This is a genomic window from Flagellimonas yonaguniensis, assembly GCF_029193885.1.
GTDB classification, from domain to species: Bacteria; Bacteroidota; Bacteroidia; order Flavobacteriales; family Flavobacteriaceae; genus Flagellimonas; species Flagellimonas yonaguniensis.
On record NZ_JARFVB010000003.1, the window covers coordinates 282,436 to 303,373 of the forward strand.

Sequence of the window (20,938 nt, forward strand, 5' to 3'; positions counted from 1 at the left end):
AAAATATAAAAACAAAGAGAATTGGTCATATCTTTAATAGAATTCGTCAGATGCTAGGGATTCAAAATCAATACTTTTAGAATCAGTCACTTGGACAAAGGTTGTCCGACACATAAAATTAACTTTAACAACGAATATTATGAGCAATGTACAAACTACTGAGCGCAGTATTTTGGAAAAACCAAAATTCAAAGATCAGTATGAAAATTACATCGGTGGAAAATGGACCCCACCGACCAAGGGAGAATATTTTGACAATATTTCACCCGTTGATGGAAATGCATTTACCAAAATTGCACGATCAACAGCAGAGGATGTGGACAAGGCCATTGATGCAGCTTGGGCCGCCGCACCTGAATGGAACAATTCATCAGCGACCTTCCGAAGCAACTTATTATTAAAGATTGCTGATGTCATGGAAAATAACCTGGAAGTTTTGGCCCGTGCCGAAACATGGGACAACGGTAAAGCCTTACGGGAAACCCGTGCCGCAGATATGCCATTGGCCATTGATCACTTTAGGTATTTTGCAGGAGTAATCCGTGCGGAAGAAGGTTCCGTAAGCGAATTGGACAGCAACACGGTTTCCATGAACGTTATGGAGCCACTTGGCGTGGTAGGTCAAATCATCCCTTGGAACTTCCCTATTTTGATGGCCGCTTGGAAATTGGCCCCCGCTTTGGCCGCAGGTAACTGTGTGGTGCTCAAGCCTGCAGAGCAGACCCCTGTGGGAATCCTGATCCTTATGGAACTCATCGAGGATATTCTACCAGCAGGTGTGCTCAACATAGTCAACGGATTTGGTTTGGAAGCAGGGAAACCATTGGCTTCCAGTTCACGAATCAAAAAAATCGCCTTCACGGGAGAGACCACCACAGGACAATTGATCATGCAATATGCTTCCAAGAACATCATTCCTGTGACCTTGGAATTGGGCGGTAAATCCCCTAACGTTTTCTTCGAAAGCATTATGGATGCGGATGATGAATTCTTCGATAAATGTTTGGAAGGTGCGGTTATGTTTGCCTTGAACCAAGGCGAAGTCTGTACTTGCCCATCCAGAATATTGGTTCAGGAAAGCATTTATGACAAGTTCATTGAGCGTGTTGTGGAGCGCACCAAAGCCATCAAACTGGGACATCCATTAGACCCAACCACCATGATGGGCGCCCAAGCATCCAATGATCAGTACGAGAAAATCCTGAACTATATCCAAATAGGAAAAGAGGAAGGGTGCGAGGTTCTTGCAGGAGGTGAAGCTGCCTACAATGAAGGCCTGGAAGGTGGATACTATATTCAACCCACCATTTTGAAAGGAAACAATAAGATGCGTGTGTTCCAAGAAGAAATTTTTGGACCGGTTGTCTGCGTTACTACCTTTAAAGATGAAGCCGAAGCCTTGGAAATCGCCAATGACACCCTGTATGGATTGGGTGCTGGGGTTTGGACACGCGACATGCACCAAGCGTATAAAATTTCGAGACAGATAGAAGCAGGTAGAGTTTGGGTAAACTGCTATCACAACTATCCAGCCCATGCACCATTTGGCGGGTATAAAAAGTCAGGTATTGGAAGAGAAAATCACAAAATGATGCTCAGCCATTATACACAGACCAAAAACATGCTGATTTCTTACGACAAGAACAAATTGGGCTTTTTCTAGGATGGAAAAATTGATAAAACGTGTAATGGTTTCGGACAATGCCATAAAAATCATTGACCAATTAAGGGAACGCCATGGCGAATTGATGTTTCATCAAAGTGGAGGCTGTTGTGATGGCTCCTCCCCCATGTGCTTCCCAAAAGGTGAGTTGATGCTCAATGAGAACGATGTGAAATTGGGCACCATCCATGGATGTGATTTTTTTATGAGCAAGGACCAGTTCGAATACTGGAAACACACACAGCTTACGGTCGATGTGACTACGGGACGTGGTGCCAGTTTTAGTCTGGAAATTCCGTTGGGACTACGTTTTGTCATCAAGTCGCGATTGTACACGGACGAGGAACGTGAACATTTGGAGGCCGTGCAGCCCGCTGAAGAAGTTTAACCCAAGCCCCGACAAATTCGGGGCTTTTTCATACCTTGTTCTTTGTTTCACACCATAGACAACATGAAGAAAATTTTGATAGCGCCATTTGTTTTGTTGGTAAGATTTTACCAGCTTTTTATATCCCCTATGTTTCCCTCCACATGTCGCTATTCCCCCACTTGCTCGCAATACACCTTGGAAGCTTTAAAAAAGCACGGACTCTTTAAAGGAGGATGGCTATCCATCAAGCGTATCGTCAGCTGTAACCCCTGGGGAGGAAGCGGTTATGACCCTGTTCCCTGAAAAATTGAACTTTAATTAACATCCTGCAACCGTTCAAAGTCGTTATATTAGTCCCAAAATTTATTTAAATGTACTTTCTAGGATTTGACTGGAACCCCGAAGGAACCCTCTTTAAACTGGGTTTTTTACAAATAAAATATTACAATCTACTATGGATAGCAGCCTTTGTACTTGGCTGGTTCATCATGAAGAAAATCTTCCTGAATGAAAAGAAATCCATGGAAAAACTGGATTCCCTATTCATTTACACCGTGGTTTCCATTATGCTCGGAGCACGTTTGGGACATGTGTTCTTTTATGATTGGGACTACTACAAGGATCATTTGGCCGAAATCCTCCTGCCCATTCGCGAAAGTGCCGACAGCTCTCTTTTTGGTATCATCAATGGGTATGAGTTTACCGGTTTCACGGGCTTGGCCAGCCACGGAGCCACCATAGCGGCCATCATCGGCATTTGGTTGTACACCCGTAAATGGAAGGACATCAAAATGCTGTGGTTATTGGACAGGTTAGTTGTTCCTTCAGCCATTGGAGCAGCTTTTGTAAGATTCGGGAATTTTTTCAACTCCGAAATCAATGGAAAAGTAGTGGACAAATCTTATTTTTTGGCCACACGATTTATTCGCGATTCGGACGACATGCCCGCCTATCAGGCCATGGCTCTTACCAAGGAACAAACCCCGAACGCTGCCTACAAGGCCATTCAACACAATCCGGAATTCTCCGAAATACTACAATCCATTCCCTACCGCCATCCCGCACAACTGTATGAAGCGATTTGCTATATATTCGTGTTCATTGCCCTATATCTCATATACTGGAAAACGGATTGGAAAGATAAACCAGGCTTTCTTTTTGGATTGTTCATGGCACTCTTGTTCTTGGTTCGATTTTTTGTCGAATTCTACAAAAAGAGCCAAGGTGGATTCGAAGAGGCTTTGGGAGTGCTCTCCACAGGGCAGTGGCTCAGTGTTCCCATGATAGCTATCGGAATATATTTTATGGTAAAACCTGCACCCGTTGAACTGTAATGGCATGATGAAGCTTGAAAAAATAGTGCTTTTGGTCTTTATCTTGGTATTGGGTTCATGCAAAACCGAATCAAAAAAGGCAATTAAAACAGAAACCATATCCTTCACAAAAGAAGGGGAACTCTCCATCCTATCCACAGAAGCAGATTCCATTAGGGCCAAGGCCCATTTCGATATTGAAATTGCCGAGACGGAGTACGAGACGCAAACGGGGCTCATGTATCGTCCATCCATGCAACTAAAACGTGGTATGCTCTTTATTTTTCCTGATGTAAGTGCCCGTTCCTTTTATATGAAGAACACCGAATTTCCATTGGACATCATTTACATTGACGAGGGGCAAAAAATCGTCAGCTTTCAAAAAGATGCCCAACCTTACAACGAGAGTAGCCTACCCTCCAACGCTCCGGCAAAATATGTTTTGGAGATCAATGCTGGGCTTTCGGAACAATTGGGATTACAAGTAGGGGACAGCATCTCATTTTCCCGTAATTAAATGTCAAAGTACCTTCTGGAAAATCAGACTTCGGAACGATTGGTCTTTCGCAGACTGAAACCATCTGATTTTGATGATTGGTTGCCCTTTTACCACAACCCGAAATCCACACAGTTTTGGGAAGGACTTCCCTCAGACCCCATTGTAGCATGTAGAACACAGTTTGATAGGGTTTTTGAACGCTATGAAAACGATTTGGGTGGGATGAACGCTCTCGTTTCAAAAGCATCGGGAGAGTTGGTCGGTATTTGTGGTTTGCTCGTCCAAACGGTCGACGACATGCAAGAACTGGAAATCGGCTACTCCGTACTTCCCGAATTTTGGTTGCAAGGTTATGCATTCGAAGCGGCCAAAAAATGTAAAGAGTACGCGTTCGAAAACAACTTCGCAAATTCATTGATCTCCATCATCCATGTGGATAATGTCCCATCTCAAAAGGTGGCACTAAAAAACGGCATGCATTTGGACAAAACCACTACCTACAAGGATAATCCAGTTCATATTTTTAGAGTGAACCAAGGATAATCGTATTTTTGAAGCAATACCTTTTGCCTCATGAAACGACCCAAATGCTATGCTATCCTCACACAGAACAATTCCAATACCCAGCTATTGATCCAAAACCTGCTCAAGAAACATCCTGTCGAAGGGTTGAGTGAACTTCAACCGTTGAATGGACTTCTTTTTTCACGTTCGGAAATCAATCGGTACATGGACGAAGAGGAACGTCACGACATCAAAATTTTGACCAAGAATAGCGAGCAACCCTTAAAAACGATGAGCAGCGGGGAACAAAAAAAGGCACTGCTCAACTATTTACTGCGACAAGACCCCGGTTTTATGGTATTGGTAAATCCATTTGACAATTTGGACGTTGCCACACAATCCCTACTAAAAGGACAACTCATCGATATTGCTTCCAGCAAGATCTTGGTGCAATTAGTGAGCAGATTGGATGATATATTGCCCAACACAACAAACTTTTTCAAACTGGATGGCGATACATTGCATCAATATGAATCCCCAGATGCTTTTTGGAATGAAAATGAGCACGATTCCAATGGTTTTGATGGTACAATACCAGCCCCATTATCTCCAATCGATGTCGAAATTGAAGAATTGGTCAGTCTAAAAAAGGTATCCGTCAGTTATGATGGCCGCCAAGTACTTGACGAAATTGATTGGACCATAAACAAAGGTGAATTTTGGCAACTGATTGGCCCCAATGGAAGCGGAAAATCCACCATCCTTTCCATGATCACAGGAGATAGCCACAAAGGTTACGGCCAAGATCTGACCATTTTCGGGCATAAAAAAGGGAGTGGCGAAAGTGTTTGGGACCTCAAACAGAAAATCGGCTACTACACCCCTGCCGTTACCAACAAGTTTCGAGGCTATCACACACTGGAAAATATGATAATCTCAGGGCTACATGATTCCATTGGGCTTTATGTATTACCAACCGATAGCGAAAAACAACTGGCCAACCAATGGCTGAACCTTTTACAACTAAGCGATAGAAATAATGATTATTTCCGTGACCTCTCCGTTGGGGACAAACGCTTGGTAATGATGGCCCGTGCCATGGTAAAACATCCGCCACTTCTTATCTTGGATGAGCCCACTGCCGGTTTGGATGATGCCAGCGCCAATCTTTTTGTGACCTTGGTCAATAAAATCGCCAAAGAAAGTCATACAGCCATTGTTTTTGTGTCGCACAGAAAAGAACCTCATTTGACTCCTCAACACATATTTGAGCTCCACCCATCAAAATCAGGCTCAACAGGTATCAAAATACAATCTTAAGCTAGTCATGTAATTTGATTGAAATTTGTCAGTTCGAGTGATTTTGAGAAATGAAAAATCGTATCGAGAACCAGAATTTCAAGCCAAAACCGATTCTCGATACAAAATCCTTTGGGAATTTTACTCGAATTGACGGGTTTTGCATAAGAAGCCTTAAAAAACACACAACGAGGAAATATCAATTTACTCAAACACAACCATTTAACCAACTCATCTGTTTTTTTGCTATCTTAAAGGGAATTCAACTGTTAACTATTCCCGCACATGCAAAAAATTAACGTCAAGCCTGGCGCCAAACTTGTGGATTACAAGGCATATGGCTCCCTCTACTCCTCTGTTCTGGATTTTATGGAACAGTCCAAAGAACCTATTGACACACTAAAAGACTGTACCATTTGGATGATAAATTCCACCGCCATTGGAGGTGGAGTTGCTGAAATGCTCCCCAGTCAAATGCGTATTCTACGCGAGCTCGGGGTATCCATTGAATGGCTCGTGATCGAAGCAAAAAAAGAAGCCTTTTTTGATTTGACCAAACGCATCCACAATGCAATCCATGGAAGCGGCAAGGGTGTTTTCACTGAAGAAGATCGCAAGATTTATGAAGAAGTCAACCGAAACAACCTTCCCAAGGCATTGGAATTGATCAAAGATGGTGATATTGTGGTGGTTCACGATCCTCAACCTATGCCCTTGGCTGCCATGATCAAAAAGGAAAAGAGGGTTTCCATTATTTGGAGATGCCATATCGGTTTGGAAGAGGATACTGAGGTTACCGATGCCGTATGGAAGTTTTTGGAGCCCTACACAAATGATTATGACCATTTCGCATTCAGTCTTCCCTCTTATGTCCCAAAGCCCCTAAAGAACAGAACTTCCATTATTCCTCCCGCTATTGATCCCTTGAGCCATAAAAACCGTGAACTGCAATTGCACAAGTGTATTGGTATTTTGTATCAATCTGGGATTTTGGACGACCACAAAGCCATACTCTACCACAGATACGAGCATTTGGTCAGAAAAGTAATGCCCGATGGCTCTTTTGATGTGTTGGATGCCGATCAAAACTTGGATTTGATATATCGGCCCATAGTGACCGAAATCTCACGATGGGACAGGCTCAAAGGTTTCAAGGAGTTGATGGAGGCATTCATTAAAATGAAGTTGGACAACCGTAAAAATGGAGACCCAAAAAGCCTGGAATACAAACGCATAGAAATGACCCTTCTGGTTATGGGCGGACCTGACCCTGCGTTTGTGTCCGATGACCCAGAAGGCAAAGAGGTTTTAAAGGAATTGACGGAAACCTACAAGAAGGTGGATAAAAGCATGCAGAACGATATTGCCATTTTGCTGTTACCTCTGGACAATCCAAAACAGAATGCTTTGATTGTAAATGCGCTTCAGCGCACATCGAGCATCATTGTACAAAACTCCATTCAAGAGGGATTTGGACTTACGGCAACGGAAGCGATGTGGAAAAGAAAGCCTGTACTGGTGTCAAATGCGGCTGGACTCAAATATCAAGTGGTTCATAACAAAACAGGGCAAATAAATCCCGACCCTACAGATATTGAGAATTTGTCCAAAACATTGGCTTATATGCTCAATCATCCCAAAGAAAGGGACAAATGGGGTTTTAATGGCCAGCTCAGAGTGATTCAGAACTTTACCTTGTTCAGTCAATTATTATCGTGGTTGGAGACGTTATCAGCCAACAGAACATAAACCATCAAAAAAAACAAAGGCCCTTTTTTGAGGGCCTTTATTATAAAGTGTAATATAAAAAAACGAAAAACTATGCTCCTGTAGCAGCAGCAATTTTCTTCTTTAATGAGTCGAACATCACAGGTGTTGCGATAAATACCGAAGAGTACGTACCCACAATCACACCTACGATCATTGCAAACATGAATCCTCTTAGGCTCTCACCTCCAAAGATGAAGATGGCCAACAACACAATCAATGTGGTAAGCGAGGTGTTCAATGTTCTACTCAAAGTACTGTTCAACGCCAAGTTGATATTTTTACCATTATCCCAACCTTTTAATCCCGTAATTTCACGAATACGGTCGAACACGACCACCGTGTCGTTCAGGGAGTAACCGATTACTGTCAGGATGGCCGCAATAAAGGCCTGGTCGATTTCCATGTTGAAGGGCATGATGTCCCCTGTCAAAGAGAAGATTCCCAATACGATCATTACATCGTGGAATACCGCAATAACGGCACCCAAAGAGAATTGCCATTTTCTAAATCGCAACAGGATATACAGGAAAACAACAGCCAATGAGCCAATAATGGCCAATACGGCACTCTTTTTAATATCGTCGGCAATGGTTGGTCCCACCTTTCGGTATTTCAACACTCCCAAATCCTCTGCAGTTCCTCCTGGCTTAAAGTCATCATAACTGGTTCCATCGGGGAAGTATTTTTGAAGATGCGTGAACATTTCGTTCAAAATCTCCGTATCCACCTCTGGTCCGTTTTCCTCAAACCTATAATTCGTTGTGATGATAATTTGATTGGCAGCACCAAACGTTTTGGCGTTGGTTCCGCTTCCGAATACCGAATTCAAATCCGCAGCGATCTCCGAAGGGTTCACAGCATGTTCAAATCGAACCTGATAGGAACGACCTCCCACAAAATCCACACCTTGCTGAAGGCTCTTGGTAGCCAATGAGAAGACACTCACAGCAATCAAGATACCAGAAACAATGTAAGCTACTTTACGCTTGGACAAGAAATCAATGCTCAAGTTTTTGAACAGGTTTTTGGTAATTCCAGTACAGAAATCCAATCGACGGCCTTTCTTGTTCGTATATGCATTGATCATTAAACGAGTCACAAAAATGGCCGTGAACAAGGATGTTACGATACCAATCATCAAAGTAGTGGCAAAACCTTTGATAGGTCCTGACCCAAATATGAACAGAATGATCGCAGTTAGTCCTGTGGTAATGTTGGCATCCAAGATAGATGACAATGCGTTACCAAAACCATCGGCGATAGCCTGGGCTTTTCCTTTACCACGATCTAATTCTTCTTTTATCCTTTCAAAAATAAGTACGTTGGCATCCACCGACATACCAATGGTCAATACGACACCCGCAATACCTGGCAACGTCAATACGGCTCCAAGGCTGGTCAACACACCAAAAATCAATAGAATGTTGAACAATAGCGCGATATCAGCAAATACCCCTGCTCTACCGTAGTAGAAGATCATCCATACCAATACAAACAGCATCGCTATCACAAAAGACATCAATCCGCTGTCGATAGCTTCTTGACCCAATGATGGACCAACTACAAAGGAGTCGATGATCTCAGCAGAGGCAGGAAGTTTACCTGCACGCAGTACGTTGGCAATATCCTTGGTTTCATTTACGGTAAATGTTCCTGTAATCTCGGAACGTCCTCCAGAAATAGGTCCTGAAGAAACACCTGGTGCGGTGTACACCTTGTTATCCAAAACAATGGCAATACCCGTTTGGTTATTATAGGCATCACCTGTCAATTCCTCCCACTCTTTCGCACCGCGCGTATTCATCGTCATGCTTACCGCTGGCTTGTTGAATTGGTCAAAGGTGTCCTGTGCATCGGAAACCACATCCCCACTTATTCTTGGAGTACCTTCCCTATTGGATTTCAGTGCGTACAAATCCGCCACTTCAGCATCTTTGCCCGGACGCTCCCAAAGGAACTTGGTAAATTGAATATCGTTCGGCAACAACCTTTTGATCTCTGGCATTCTCAAATACTCGCCCAACTCGGCAGTATCGGAAACCATGGCACGGGCGATGGCGTGTGTACCGGGGTTGGCAGGAATCAATTTTCCCAATATCGGGTTAACATTCTCTGCCATGTCCAAAGAGTCTTGGGACACATCGGAAAGTAGGGAATCAATTTCGGATTCTGGCTTGGAAACTTCCTCTTCAGTGGTCACAGGCTCCAAAATCTCTTTCAAACGCTCATTGGCGTTTACCAAAAAGGTTCCGATACTTTGGTTGCTTTGTGGATATGTTTCCCAGAACTCCAATTGTGCTGTACTGGACAACAACTCTTGGGCTCGTGCAATATCCTTTGCACCGGGAAGCTCCACTACGATTCTTCCTGAGTTCCCTTCTCTTTGGATGTTTGGTTGGGTTACTCCAAAGCCGTCGATACGCTCACGAAGTACCTCAAATGCAGAAACAATGGATTCATCAATCTTTCTTCTGATGATAGGCTTTACCTCATCATCCGTCATTTGGAAATTGATGTCATCGCTGAGTCCCTTATTTGCAAAAATATCAGGGGAGGCCAGTTTGGTATCTCCTTTAATATTGTCAAAGGCATCAAAAAACAGCTCCAAATAAGTATCATCACTATTGGTTGATGCTTCATCGGCATCGGCCAATGCTTTGTTGAAAACTGGATTTTTGGTATTGTTGGCCAAGCCTTTCAAGATATCCTTCACGGAAATCTGCAAGGTAACGTTGATCCCTCCTTTAAGGTCCAATCCCTTGTTCAACTCTTTAGTCTTGGCTTCCTCATAGCTCGTAAAGCCCAAAACAGTGTTATCACTGATGGAGTCCAAATACGATGCCCCTAAAGCTTCACGCTTTGCAACATAATCTTCCTCAGCTTCCGAAATTTGGCTAACTGCATAAGCTTCAGCGTCTCCCTCCAACTTGTTAGTGATGAAAGTATAAGACAGCTGATAGATGCTCACCAAGCCAAAAAGGATAGCGAAAAGCCTTATAAGTCCTTTATTCTGCATTGATTGTTAATTTTTTAGAAGTTTTCTTAAACAGCGTGCAAATATATCATTTCCGATAAGATTTGACAATAGAAATTGATGTAATTGCAATTACAGTTGACGGTTATGCTGTTAAAATGAAATTGTCATTCCGGACAAACCCAGAAATTTCCACACAAATTGATGGTCTATCTCTTCGAGGTCACGTCCGAAATGACAATTCAGTTGGTTATTGTCGATATATTTTAAACGTCCAGTAGTCCGTTGGTTTTCTTAACACCTTCGGCACTTTCCTGCATTTTGGCTTTTTCGGCATCAGACAATTCGATCTCAACGATTTTTTCGATTCCGTTTTTGCCCAAAATCACTGGCACACCGATACAAATGTCGTTCAAGCCGTATTCTCCTTCCAAAAGTGAGGAACATGGGAACATTTTCTTTTGATCACAAGCAATGGCCTGCACCAAACCGGATACAGCGGCACCGGGCGCGTACCATGCGCTGGTTCCCAACAAACCTGTAAGGGTAGCCCCACCTACTTTGGTCTCTTCCACCACCCAGTTCATTTTATCCTCGGACAAGAATTCAGAAACTTTGACACTGTTTCTGGTAGCATGCCCTATCAAAGGAACCATTCCTTTGTCACTGTGCCCACCGATTACCATACCATCAACATCTGATATTGGCGCTTCCAAGGCCTGGGCCAATCTATACTTGAAACGTGCACTGTCCAAAGCACCGCCCATACCAATAATTTTGTTCTTTGGTAGCCCAGTTGCTTTGTGCACCAAATACGTCATGGTATCCATTGGGTTGCTCACCACGATAATAGTCACGTTGGGAGAATGCTCCAAAAGGCTAGTTGCCACGGTTTTTACAATTCCAGCGTTGATCCCGATCAATTCTTCACGAGTCATACCCGGTTTACGTGGTATTCCCGAAGTGATCACTGCAATATCACTACCTGCAGTTTTGCTATAATCGCTGGTGCTTCCCGTGATTTTGGTATCAAATCCGTTCAAGGATGCCGTTTGCATTAAGTCCATGGCCTTTCCTTCGGCATATCCTTCTTTGATATCCAATAAAACTACTTCTGATGCAAAATTTTTCATTGCTATGTACTCAGCACAGCTTGCTCCCACTGCGCCTGCTCCAACTACGGTAACTTTCATTTGTATAGATTTAAATTTTAGACATCAAAAATAAGGCATTTGACTCAGAAAAAGGCTGACTTTTACCAGTTTTAGAGGCCTTATTTAACCAAATCATGCAAAGTTGATATACATAAAAAATGCATGGAAACATTTCGATTGAACAGGGGTGTAAACCAAACACAAATTTTTTATCCTTTTTACGCAATAGATTCCTACAAACTTACGTTCTATTAGTCCCAAAATCATTTTAACCTACTTGACCTATGAAAAAGCTCTTTTCATTGTTGTCCATTGTTGGCATAATTGCCATAAGCAACTGTACAAGCGTACCAGAGAACCACGACCCCATTCTTGGTATCTGGGCCAAAACCGAATCTTCCAGTATTGAAGGTAAAAGCACCAGTACTGTTCGTGAAGAATGGATTTTCAACGATGTATATCTGGGCAGGTATCAAAGATATTCCGACTCCAAATTAATTTTTTACACTGATTTTAAATGGTCCCAAGAAAAAGGAACCTATTCCATTACCTATGGGGATCCTCAAGTAACGGATATTACCGTAAGCTTGGAAAAAGCTAAAGAACCAGAACAATTGACCCTGGACAATGGCTCGGTCTTCGCCACCAGGGAATGACGTGAAGACTACATATATGAAAATAGGAGGCCCCATAATCGGGGCCTTCTTTATTGGTTGATTGATTTGGTCTTTTTCTACCTGAACCCGAAGTTGACACCAAAGGTAAAAGTACTGAATTCAGAGATATTGTATTCTGCATTGAGCCTAAAAAAGCCCAGTTTTAATTTTGTACCCAAATTGGCGGAAACCCCACTTGCTTTCTCGGAAACGGAAAATGGATCTACAACGGTTTCTGAAAAGAATGGTCCATTGGCCTCATAAGTACCCAGCATATCAATATCGGATTTACCTGTAATATATCCAACACCCCCATAAAAGTTGATGACAGGGATATTCCTTGTGGAAACTACAGCGCTGAAGTTCCATGTTTTGAATTTTGCGTCGATTCGTTGGTTGCTACCATCTATAAAATCAGAATCTGTAAAATCGTACTCTCCATTTAAATTGGTATACCCTATGACCGCTGAGATAGCTACGGGCAACACCTTGTCCGCTGGCAACATCTTGGTAAAGTCATATTGCAATCCAGCTCCGAAGAGTCCTATTTTTGCATCATCATCAAATTTGATTTTTGGTAAAAAACGTGCCTTTACTTCAAGTCCTTTTATCAGACCTACGCTCCCTTGAAGATATCCTGATGGGATAAAGTTGAGATTTTCGGCAGAAAGACCCGTAGGGAGTTCAAACTCTTCACGGAACAAACTGATTTCATCCTCCACAAAAACTTCGACCCCTTCGATATCCCCCAAAGCGGTAGAGACCATTCTGGCTTGACCGGGATTATTTACAAAATCCAAGTTCTCATAATCAGCAGGGTCCAGCAAAAAAGCTTTCTTATCGTCTTTATTTTTAAACCCTGTCATGTTTCCAATAATGGAGATTTCAAATCCTCCCAAAGGTTTGGCATCTGCAGTATTGTACCATCCGTTGGAAATACTGTAAATGGCACCTTCTGAAACAGGCGACAAATATGCATTGGCAAATCGTTCGGCATCCGCTACACCTGACACAAAAATATCGTTCAGGTCTTGGGCTTTTCCCATGGTCACGGAAACCAGTGCTACTATTAAAATTATTCTTTTCATGATGTGAGATTTTTCCCAAAACTAAAAAACTCGCCTTTGAAGGGCGAGTTTTTGTTGTGAAACACCTGTTATCTATACATCTATATTTGCATAAACGGCATTTTTCTCTATGAATTCACGTCGTGGCGGCACTTCGTCACCCATCAACATAGAGAATATTCGGTCTGATTCCGTGGCATTATCGATGCTTACCTGACGTAATGTCCTGAATTCCGGGTTCATCGTAGTATCCCAAAGTTGCTCGGCGTTCATCTCCCCGAGACCTTTGTATCGTTGGATACTTGCTCCCCCATTCATCTCTTTATTTATCTCATCACGTTCCTTATCATTCCAAGCATAACGCTTTTTAGCTCCCTTCTTCACCAAATAAAGTGGCGGTGTGGCAATATAAACGTGACCTCCCTCAATCAACTCCCTCATATAACGGAAGAAGAAAGTCAAAATCAAAGTTTCAATGTGGCTACCATCGACATCCGCATCACACATGATCACTACTTTATGGTAACGCAGTTTCTCCAAGTTCAAAGCTTTACTGTCCTCTTCAGTTCCTATGGTAACACCCAAGGCAGTGTAAATATTCTTGATCTCCTCATTTTCAAAAACCTTGTGCTGCATGGCTTTTTCCACGTTGAGGATTTTACCACGCAACGGAAGAATGGCCTGGAAATTCCTGTCTCTACCTTGCTTGGCCGTACCCCCTGCGGAATCACCCTCTACTAGGAACACTTCGCATTTGGTCGGGTCTTGCTCGGAACAATCCGATAATTTTCCAGGCAATCCACCGACACTCATTGGATTCTTGCGCTGGACCATTTCACGGGCCTTTGCAGCGGCATGCCTTGCTTGTGCTGCCAATTTCACCTTTTCCACGATTTGCTTGGCATCATCTGGGTTTTCCTCCAGATAATCAGTCAACATTTCGGAAACGGCTTGACTCACTGCGCTGGTCACCTCACGGTTACCCAATTTGGTCTTTGTCTGTCCTTCAAACTGTGGTTCCGCCACTTTTACGGAAACAATGGCGGTAAGTCCTTCACGGAAATCATCTCCTGAAATTTCAAACTTTACCTTGTCCAGCATTCCCGAGTTGTCGGCATACTTTTTAAGGGTTGATGTCAATCCCCTTCTAAAACCGGAAAGGTGTGTACCTCCTTCGTGTGTGTTGATATTGTTCACATAGGAATGTAAGTTCTCGGTGTAACCTGTATTGTACACCATGGCGACTTCCACCGGAATGCCGTTCTTTTCCCCTTCCATGGAGATGACATTCTGAATCAATGGCTCCCGTGTACCATCCAAGAACTTGATGAATTCCTTAAGACCTTCATTTGAATGAAAAGTCTCTGAAATGAATTCCCCTTTTTCGTCCTTATTTCTTTTATCGGTCAGCGTTATGGTCACCCCTTTGTTCAAATAGGCAAGCTCACGCATCCTGTTGGAAAGGGTCTCATAACTATATTCGGTGGTCTGTGTGAAAATGGTATTGTCCGGAACAAAAGTTACGATGGTACCTGTCTCCTTGCTCTCACCAACACTTTTTACAGGGTAAAGGGTCTTTCCCCTCTCATATTCCTGCTCCCAAATCTTTCCATCCCTATAAACAGTGGCTTTCAATTTTGATGACAAAGCGTTCACACAGGATACACCCACACCGTGAAGTCCACCGGAAACTTTATAGGAATCCTTATCGAACTTACCACCGGCACCAATCTTGGTCATAACGACCTCCAATGCAGAAACGCCTTCTTTTTTGTGCAAGTCCACGGGGATACCCCTACCATTATCTTGGGTGGTTATGGAGTTGTCCTCGTTGATGACAACATCGATTTTATCGCAATGCCCGGCCATGGCCTCATCAATGGAGTTATCCACTACTTCGTACACCAAATGGTGCAATCCCCTGACCCCTACATCCCCAATATACATGGAAGGTCTCATACGTACGTGTTCCATTCCCTCAAGGGCCTGAATACTATCCGCCGAGTATTGTTTCTTTTTCGCTTCTTCGCTCATATATTTTTAAGTATTTGCCTCAATTTTTCAAATCTTACAAATATAATCAATACCCCGTGCAAATGCCCTCTAAGAGCCCATTGAACAGCTTAAGTTATCAACAAATCCTGTGGAAAACAGACTGATTCAACACGGGTTCGGCCACTTCCCTTCAAACCACTAAAAAGCCCCTTGGGCAAGGGGCTTTTCGGACTAATTAAAAATGAAACTAATTTTAGAAATTCTGCTTCATATCGTTTGGTTGGTTTAAACGGGGGTTATTTCACATACGCATCGGTATGAACCTTAGCCACAGCTCTTCCCGATGGGTCGTTCATGTTCTTGAAAGCTTCATCCCATTCCAAGGCAATCTTGGTACTACAGGCCACCGATGGCTCCTGTGGTACGCTCAATGCTGCCGCATCCGATGGGAAATGACTTTCAAAAATTGAACGATAATAATATTCTTCTTTCGAGGTTGGGGTTTGAATCGGGAATTTGAAATGGGCATTTGCCAATTGCTCATCCGTAATTTCCTCTTCCACCAAAGCTTTCAAGGTATCTATCCAACTATATCCAACACCATCCGAAAATTGTTCTTTCTGTCTCCAGGCCACGCTTTCGGGCAAATAATCCTCAAAGGCTTTTCTTACCACCCATTTCTCCATGCGTTCCCCGTTGATCATCTTATCTTTTGGATTGATGCTCATCGCCACATCCATAAATTCTTTGTCCAAGAATGGAACACGTCCTTCAATACCCCAAGCAGCCAAGGATTTGTTGGCCCTGAGACAATCGTACATGTGGAGCTTATCCAATTTCCTTACTGTCTCTTCATGAAAATCCTTTGCACTTGGTGCTTTGTGGAAGTACAGGTATCCACCGAAAAGCTCATCCGCCCCCTCACCAGAAAGAACCATTTTGATTCCCATGGATTTGATCACTCGAGCCATTAAATACATTGGAGTCGAAGCCCTTATGGTTGTGATATCGTAAGTTTCCAAGTTGTAGATCACATCCTTAATGGCATCCAAGCCCTCTTGAATGGTAAATTTAATTTCATGATGCACCGTTCCGATGTGATCGGCCACCTTTTGAGCTGCAGCCAAATCGGGCGATCCCTCCAATCCTACTGAAAAAGAGTGCAATTGCGGCCACCATGCATCGACAGTATCACCGGACTCCACACGTTTTTGAGAATATTTTTTGGCAATTGCGGAAGTAACGGAAGAATCCAACCCACCCGATAGCAATACGCCATAAGGCACATCTGACATCAACTGACGATGTACAGCAGCCTCCAAAGCGTCCTTTACTTTTTGAATACTGGTTTCGTTTTCCTTTACAGCATCATATTCCATCCAATCGCGCTGGTACCATCTCACAAATTCGCCATCGGAACTGTGCATGTGGTGTCCTGGAGGGAATAGTTGGATTTTGGAACAAGTTCCTTCCAAAGCCTTTAACTCGGAAGCCACGTAAAAGGTTCCATTCTTGTCCCAACCAATATACAAGGGAATGATTCCCATATGGTCACGGGCGATGAAATACTCATCCTTTTCGGAATCGTAAATGGCAAAACCAAAGATTCCGTTCATTTCATCCACAAAGGCCGGACCTTTTTCTTGATATAGGGCTAAAATAACTTCACAGTCCGATTGGGTTTTAAAATCATATTTCCCATCAAACTGCTTTCTCAACTCTTGATGATTATATATTTCACCATTGGCGGCCAAAACCAATTTACCATCTGCACTGAACAATGGCTGCTTTCCTGAAGCAGGGTCCACAATGGCCAATCTTTCATGGGCCAAAATAGCTTTGTCATCGGAGTAAATACCACTCCAATCGGGCCCACGGTGCCTTACTTTCTTCGACATCTCCAACAATTGGGGCCTAAGTACTTCCGTACTTTCCTTCACATCAAATGCGCATACTATACCACACATAAAAATAGATTTAATAACAATTTCGAAACAAAAATGAACTTAAAGATTAATATATAAAACCCTAAAATTATTTTAAGTTACATTTTATCATTTTTTTAATAAATAAGTATAAATAATGTAATCTATTTTATCTTTTCTGATTTTAACCTGAACGCTTTGTAAGGTTGCTTAATTTTCTCGTCTGTATATGCATAACAACATTATAATTAACTAGTTTTACAAGGAACTTAAATCACAATCATGAAGAAATTAACAGTATTACTTTTAGTACTTTGTACCAGTTTGGTATTTACCACCGAAGCTACGGCCCAGAAATTCAGCGGACTTGACAAAAGTCCTGCGGATATTGCTTATTACCCTGCCAGCTCCAGAGAAACTGATAAAGCTGCACGTGTTATCTACAGCCGTCCACAATTAAAAGGGCGCAGCATTGTAGAACTTGCTCCCGTTGGAAAAGTTTGGAGAACTGGTGCAAACGAAGCTACCGAAATCACATTTTACAAGGACGCCACCGTTGGCGGCAAAACCATTAAAGCTGGCTCTTACGCTTTGTTTACCATTCCTGGTGAAGATGAATGGACCGTAATCCTGAACAACAACCTGCACCAATGGGGCTCTTTTTCATATGATAGCGATGGCGATGTGGTTCGTGCCACTGCCAAAGCCTCTACCGACAGTGAAGCATTGGAAGCTTTTGGAATGGCCTTCGATGATGATGGAAACTTGGTCATGGGTTGGGGAACCACAAGGGTTACCTTGCCTATCAACTACTAGAAAGCTATAGTTTTTACAATATAAAAGCCCCTAAATGGGGCTTTTTTTTATTTCTTTCACTACTCAAAAAAGACTTGAGTAGATTCTTCACTTTGTTCAGAATGACATCCCTTATTTCATTTTCTTGCCGCCCAAGAAAACGTGCTCTGCCGTTACATTGGGAATATCTTCAGATGGAATCGTCATAATATCATTGCTCAATATCACAAAATCAGCAAATTTACCCGGCTCAATGCTACCTTTTTCGCCCTCTTCAAAATTGGAATAGGCCGCCCAAATGGTCATACCCTTCAAAGTTTCTTCCCTACTTAGGGCATTCTCCATTTGAAAACCACTTTCGGGATATTGTTCCACATCTTGACGGGCCACCGCGGCATAAAAAGTTAAAAATGGATTCACTTGCTCCACTGGGAAATCAGTTCCCAAAGCAACTAGCCCTGCTTTATCCAATAAGTCTTTGTAGGCATAAGCGCCTTTTACACGCTCAGGGCCCAATCTATCCTCAGCCCAGTACATATCACTTGTAGCGTGGGTCGGTTGAACGGACGGAATGATACCTTTTTCAAAATAATCGAAATCGGATGGTGAAATTATCTGTGCGTGTTCCACTTTCCATCTACGGTCCGTTTTACCCTCCAAAGCTTTTTCATAAGCCCTTAGCACCACAATATTGGCGGAATCGCCAATCGCATGGGTGTTCATCTGGTAATCGCTGGCCGCAATGCGCTGTGCCAAGGCCTCAATCTGGTCCACGGGGGTTACCATGGCCCCAAAATGACCTGGTTTATCAGAATATGGCTCTCGTAGCGCAGCTCCCCGGGAACCCAAGGCACCATCGCCATATACTTTTACGGAACGGACATTCAACTCCTCGGTTTTGATAATGCCCTTGTCCAAAAAGTAATCCAGATTCTCGGGATAATTTGCCACCATGGCATATACTCGGATAGCCATTTCATCAGATTGTTGTAGACTATCGATTAGCTCAATGACCTCCCTGGATAATCCCGCATCGTTTACCGTGGTCAATCCGTAATCCAAAGAGATTTCCTCTGCATCCTTGAGGGCTTGTATTTTTTGTGCTTTGGTGGATGGGGGCACAATAGCACTAATCAGTCCCATGGGGTTATCCACCAAAATTCCGGTAGGTTCTCCATCCTCCTTCACGATTTCACCACCTTCGGTTTCGGTATCAGCAGTAATGCCTGCCATGTCCAATGCTTTTTGGTTGACCAAAAGGGCGTGGCCATCGATACGGCGCAATGCCACCGGTGTATCCGGAAACAACTCATCCAATTTATCCTTGGTCGGGAATTCCTTTACTTCCCAATCGTTTTGATCCCATCCCCTGCCTTGAATAAAGTTGGACGGACGTTCTTTTTGAAAGGCCACCACTCTTTCCACTACTTCATCAAAACTTTGGGTGCCGACCAAATCCACCACTTGCTGATTCTGTCCCAATCCATAAAAATGGCAATGGGCATCAATAAGGCCTGGAACAATGGTCTTACCCTCGGCATCCAACTGCTCTTGGGCTTTATATTTCTTGGAAATTTCATCGGAATCTCCAACGGCAATAAATTTTCCATCTTTGATGGCTATACTGGACGCTTTGGAGAAATCAGCATCTACCGTGTAAATGTTCGCATTGGTAACGACAAGGTCCACCTCTTCTTTAGTGGTGCACGAAAAAACTAGAAGGACTGTGGCAATTAAAAGGAACTTTTTCATTTCTGATGGTTTCCATCAAAAATAGAAAAAGCAGGGATATGTTTAAGGGTTTTCGTCCTCAAACTTTGTCATTACAAATTCCACCCTACGGTTCTTTCTACGGGCTTCATCGGTAAGTGTCGTGTCCAATGGTTTGCTATCGCCGTATCCTTTGGAGGTAATACGGTTTTTATCCAATCCGAGATTGATCAAATATTGTGCAACCGAGCTCGCACGTTCTCGAGAGAGGATATCATTATATTCATCAGATCCCAAATCATCGGTATGTCCGTTAATGGCAACCTTTAGGTTGGGGTTTTTCTTTAGATGCTCATACACATCCCGAAGACTTTGCTCTGCTTTGGGCTGAAGATCAAAACGGTCGAAATTAAAATTGACATGGTCGAGTACATACACTTCATCGGTCTTGTATTCAGGTCCCAAGTAGGTCAACGAAATATCGTCCAAATAATAGTAGGCATAGCCTTCCTCATTTCTTGATGGATTTTGGCCATCCAGATAGGAAGTGCCCGCATTACTTTTGAAATTCCCAAGAATCAAATAGCTCTCAAATCCTTTGGCCACCATATCAAAACTCAATTCCATCCAATGCTGCTTATCTTGATAATAGCTCGTAACAGGAAACTGTTTGATGTGCGTCGTTTGAGTAGAAGCTTCCATAAGTTCCCTTTGTGAAAGTTCTCGTTTGGTATGTACCGAAAGTGGTTTCTCTGAAAACACGGCGCCCATATCCATAACGGCCCCATCCGATTTCTCGGAAAGACTGATGAACAAAGTCAATCGGTATCGGCTTCCCTTTTCGAGTGTTTCCGTTAAAGGCACTTGAATATATTCACGGTAATCACGGGGTGCAAAGAGATAGAGTCCTGCATAAGCGGCACCCTCGTAAGGCTCCTGCTTTCCCTTAAAGTTCATCGGCACACCAAGTTTGGTTCGGCTGCATTCGTTAAAATAATCGGTTGTTCCCAAGGTTGGGGCACTCCAATGCGCTGCATCCTTATTCAGGTTGCTCATTTTAATAGGGCATGAGACAAAATCTTCGAAACCACCGTTTTGCACCAAATTTTGACTAAATCCAAAGGAAAAAATCATCAAAAACAGATGGAGAAGCAGCGTATGTATTGGTCTTGGTTGCATTATTTCCATTTAAATGGGAACGGCCAACCATTGGATCTTCAATAAGTTAACCGAAAATAATGAAC

17 protein-coding genes are annotated in these 20,938 nt (G+C 42.9%); 10 read left to right on the forward strand and 7 right to left on the reverse strand.

From position 1 onward, the window contains the following. Positions 1-139 precede the first annotated feature (139 nt). From exaC to PY092_RS07700, 8 genes are all read left to right on the forward strand, one after another. A complete protein-coding gene (gene exaC / locus PY092_RS07665) occupies positions 140-1,663 on the forward strand; it encodes an acetaldehyde dehydrogenase ExaC (protein WP_275615258.1) in 1,524 nt (507 codons plus the stop codon). A 1-nt stretch (position 1,664) separates the two neighbouring features. Then, positions 1,665-2,051: a DUF779 domain-containing protein gene (locus PY092_RS07670; RefSeq protein WP_275615259.1), complete on the forward strand. Its 387-nt coding sequence runs from the start codon at positions 1,665-1,667 to the stop codon at positions 2,049-2,051. A gap of 63 nt (positions 2,052-2,114) precedes the next feature. After that, entirely contained in the window at positions 2,115-2,336 is a 222-nt protein-coding gene (yidD, locus tag PY092_RS07675) for a membrane protein insertion efficiency factor YidD (protein ID WP_127139112.1), read from the forward strand. 68 nt (positions 2,337-2,404) lie between these two features. Then, positions 2,405-3,367, forward strand: coding sequence for a prolipoprotein diacylglyceryl transferase (gene lgt / locus PY092_RS07680; protein WP_275615260.1), 963 nt, complete (start codon positions 2,405-2,407; stop codon positions 3,365-3,367). A gap of 4 nt (positions 3,368-3,371) precedes the next feature. Next, entirely contained in the window at positions 3,372-3,863 is a 492-nt protein-coding gene (locus PY092_RS07685; RefSeq protein ID WP_313790212.1) for a DUF192 domain-containing protein, read from the forward strand. Then, positions 3,864-4,388: a GNAT family N-acetyltransferase gene (locus PY092_RS07690; protein WP_275615261.1), complete on the forward strand. Its 525-nt coding sequence runs from the start codon at positions 3,864-3,866 to the stop codon at positions 4,386-4,388. It begins immediately after the preceding gene. Between the two features lie 30 nt (positions 4,389-4,418). Then, positions 4,419-5,669: an ATP-binding cassette domain-containing protein gene (locus PY092_RS07695; protein ID WP_275615262.1), complete on the forward strand. Its 1,251-nt coding sequence runs from the start codon at positions 4,419-4,421 to the stop codon at positions 5,667-5,669. A 264-nt stretch (positions 5,670-5,933) separates the two neighbouring features. Beyond that, positions 5,934-7,397 (forward strand): glycosyltransferase, encoded by a 1,464-nt coding sequence (locus PY092_RS07700; RefSeq protein ID WP_275615263.1) that lies wholly within the window; start codon positions 5,934-5,936, stop codon positions 7,395-7,397. 70 nt (positions 7,398-7,467) lie between these two features. Here PY092_RS07700 and secDF read toward each other — a convergent pair whose 3' ends face one another. After that, complete coding sequence (gene secDF / locus PY092_RS07705; protein WP_275615264.1) at positions 7,468-10,434, reverse strand: protein translocase subunit SecDF; 2,967 nt, start codon at positions 10,432-10,434, stop codon at positions 7,468-7,470. A 224-nt stretch (positions 10,435-10,658) separates the two neighbouring features. Further along, the gene (gene mdh / locus PY092_RS07710) at positions 10,659-11,585 is read right to left on the reverse strand and encodes a malate dehydrogenase (protein WP_275615265.1); all 927 of its coding nucleotides are present in this window, start codon (positions 11,583-11,585) and stop codon (positions 10,659-10,661) included. Between the two features lie 245 nt (positions 11,586-11,830). On the opposite strand from mdh, the gene PY092_RS07715 reads away from it, so the two are divergent. Next, entirely contained in the window at positions 11,831-12,202 is a 372-nt protein-coding gene (locus tag PY092_RS07715) for a hypothetical protein (RefSeq protein ID WP_275615266.1), read from the forward strand. A gap of 77 nt (positions 12,203-12,279) precedes the next feature. Here PY092_RS07715 and PY092_RS07720 read toward each other — a convergent pair whose 3' ends face one another. From PY092_RS07720 to asnB, 3 genes are all read right to left on the reverse strand, one after another. Continuing rightward, positions 12,280-13,290: a DUF6588 family protein gene (locus PY092_RS07720; RefSeq protein WP_275615267.1), complete on the reverse strand. Its 1,011-nt coding sequence runs from the start codon at positions 13,288-13,290 to the stop codon at positions 12,280-12,282. A 72-nt stretch (positions 13,291-13,362) separates the two neighbouring features. After that, complete coding sequence (gene gyrB, locus PY092_RS07725; protein ID WP_275615268.1) at positions 13,363-15,303, reverse strand: DNA topoisomerase (ATP-hydrolyzing) subunit B; 1,941 nt, start codon at positions 15,301-15,303, stop codon at positions 13,363-13,365. Positions 15,304-15,560: 257 nt separating this feature from the next. After that, positions 15,561-17,231, reverse strand: coding sequence for an asparagine synthase B (gene asnB / locus PY092_RS07730; protein WP_275615269.1), 1,671 nt, complete (start codon positions 17,229-17,231; stop codon positions 15,561-15,563). 240 nt (positions 17,232-17,471) lie between these two features. Here asnB and PY092_RS07735 point away from each other — a divergent pair, with 240 nt between their 5' ends. After that, on the forward strand, positions 17,472-18,005 hold the full coding sequence (locus PY092_RS07735) for a DUF2911 domain-containing protein (RefSeq protein WP_275615270.1): 534 nt from the start codon (positions 17,472-17,474) through the stop codon (positions 18,003-18,005). Positions 18,006-18,116: 111 nt separating this feature from the next. Here PY092_RS07735 and PY092_RS07740 read toward each other — a convergent pair whose 3' ends face one another. Continuing rightward, entirely contained in the window at positions 18,117-19,736 is a 1,620-nt protein-coding gene (locus PY092_RS07740; RefSeq protein WP_275615271.1) for an amidohydrolase, read from the reverse strand. Positions 19,737-19,778: 42 nt separating this feature from the next. Continuing rightward, positions 19,779-20,750 carry an OmpA family protein gene (locus PY092_RS07745; RefSeq protein ID WP_275615272.1) on the reverse strand — a complete coding sequence of 324 codons (972 nt, stop codon included), beginning with the start codon at positions 20,748-20,750 and terminating at the stop codon, positions 19,779-19,781. Between the last annotated feature and the right edge of the window lie 188 nt (positions 20,751-20,938).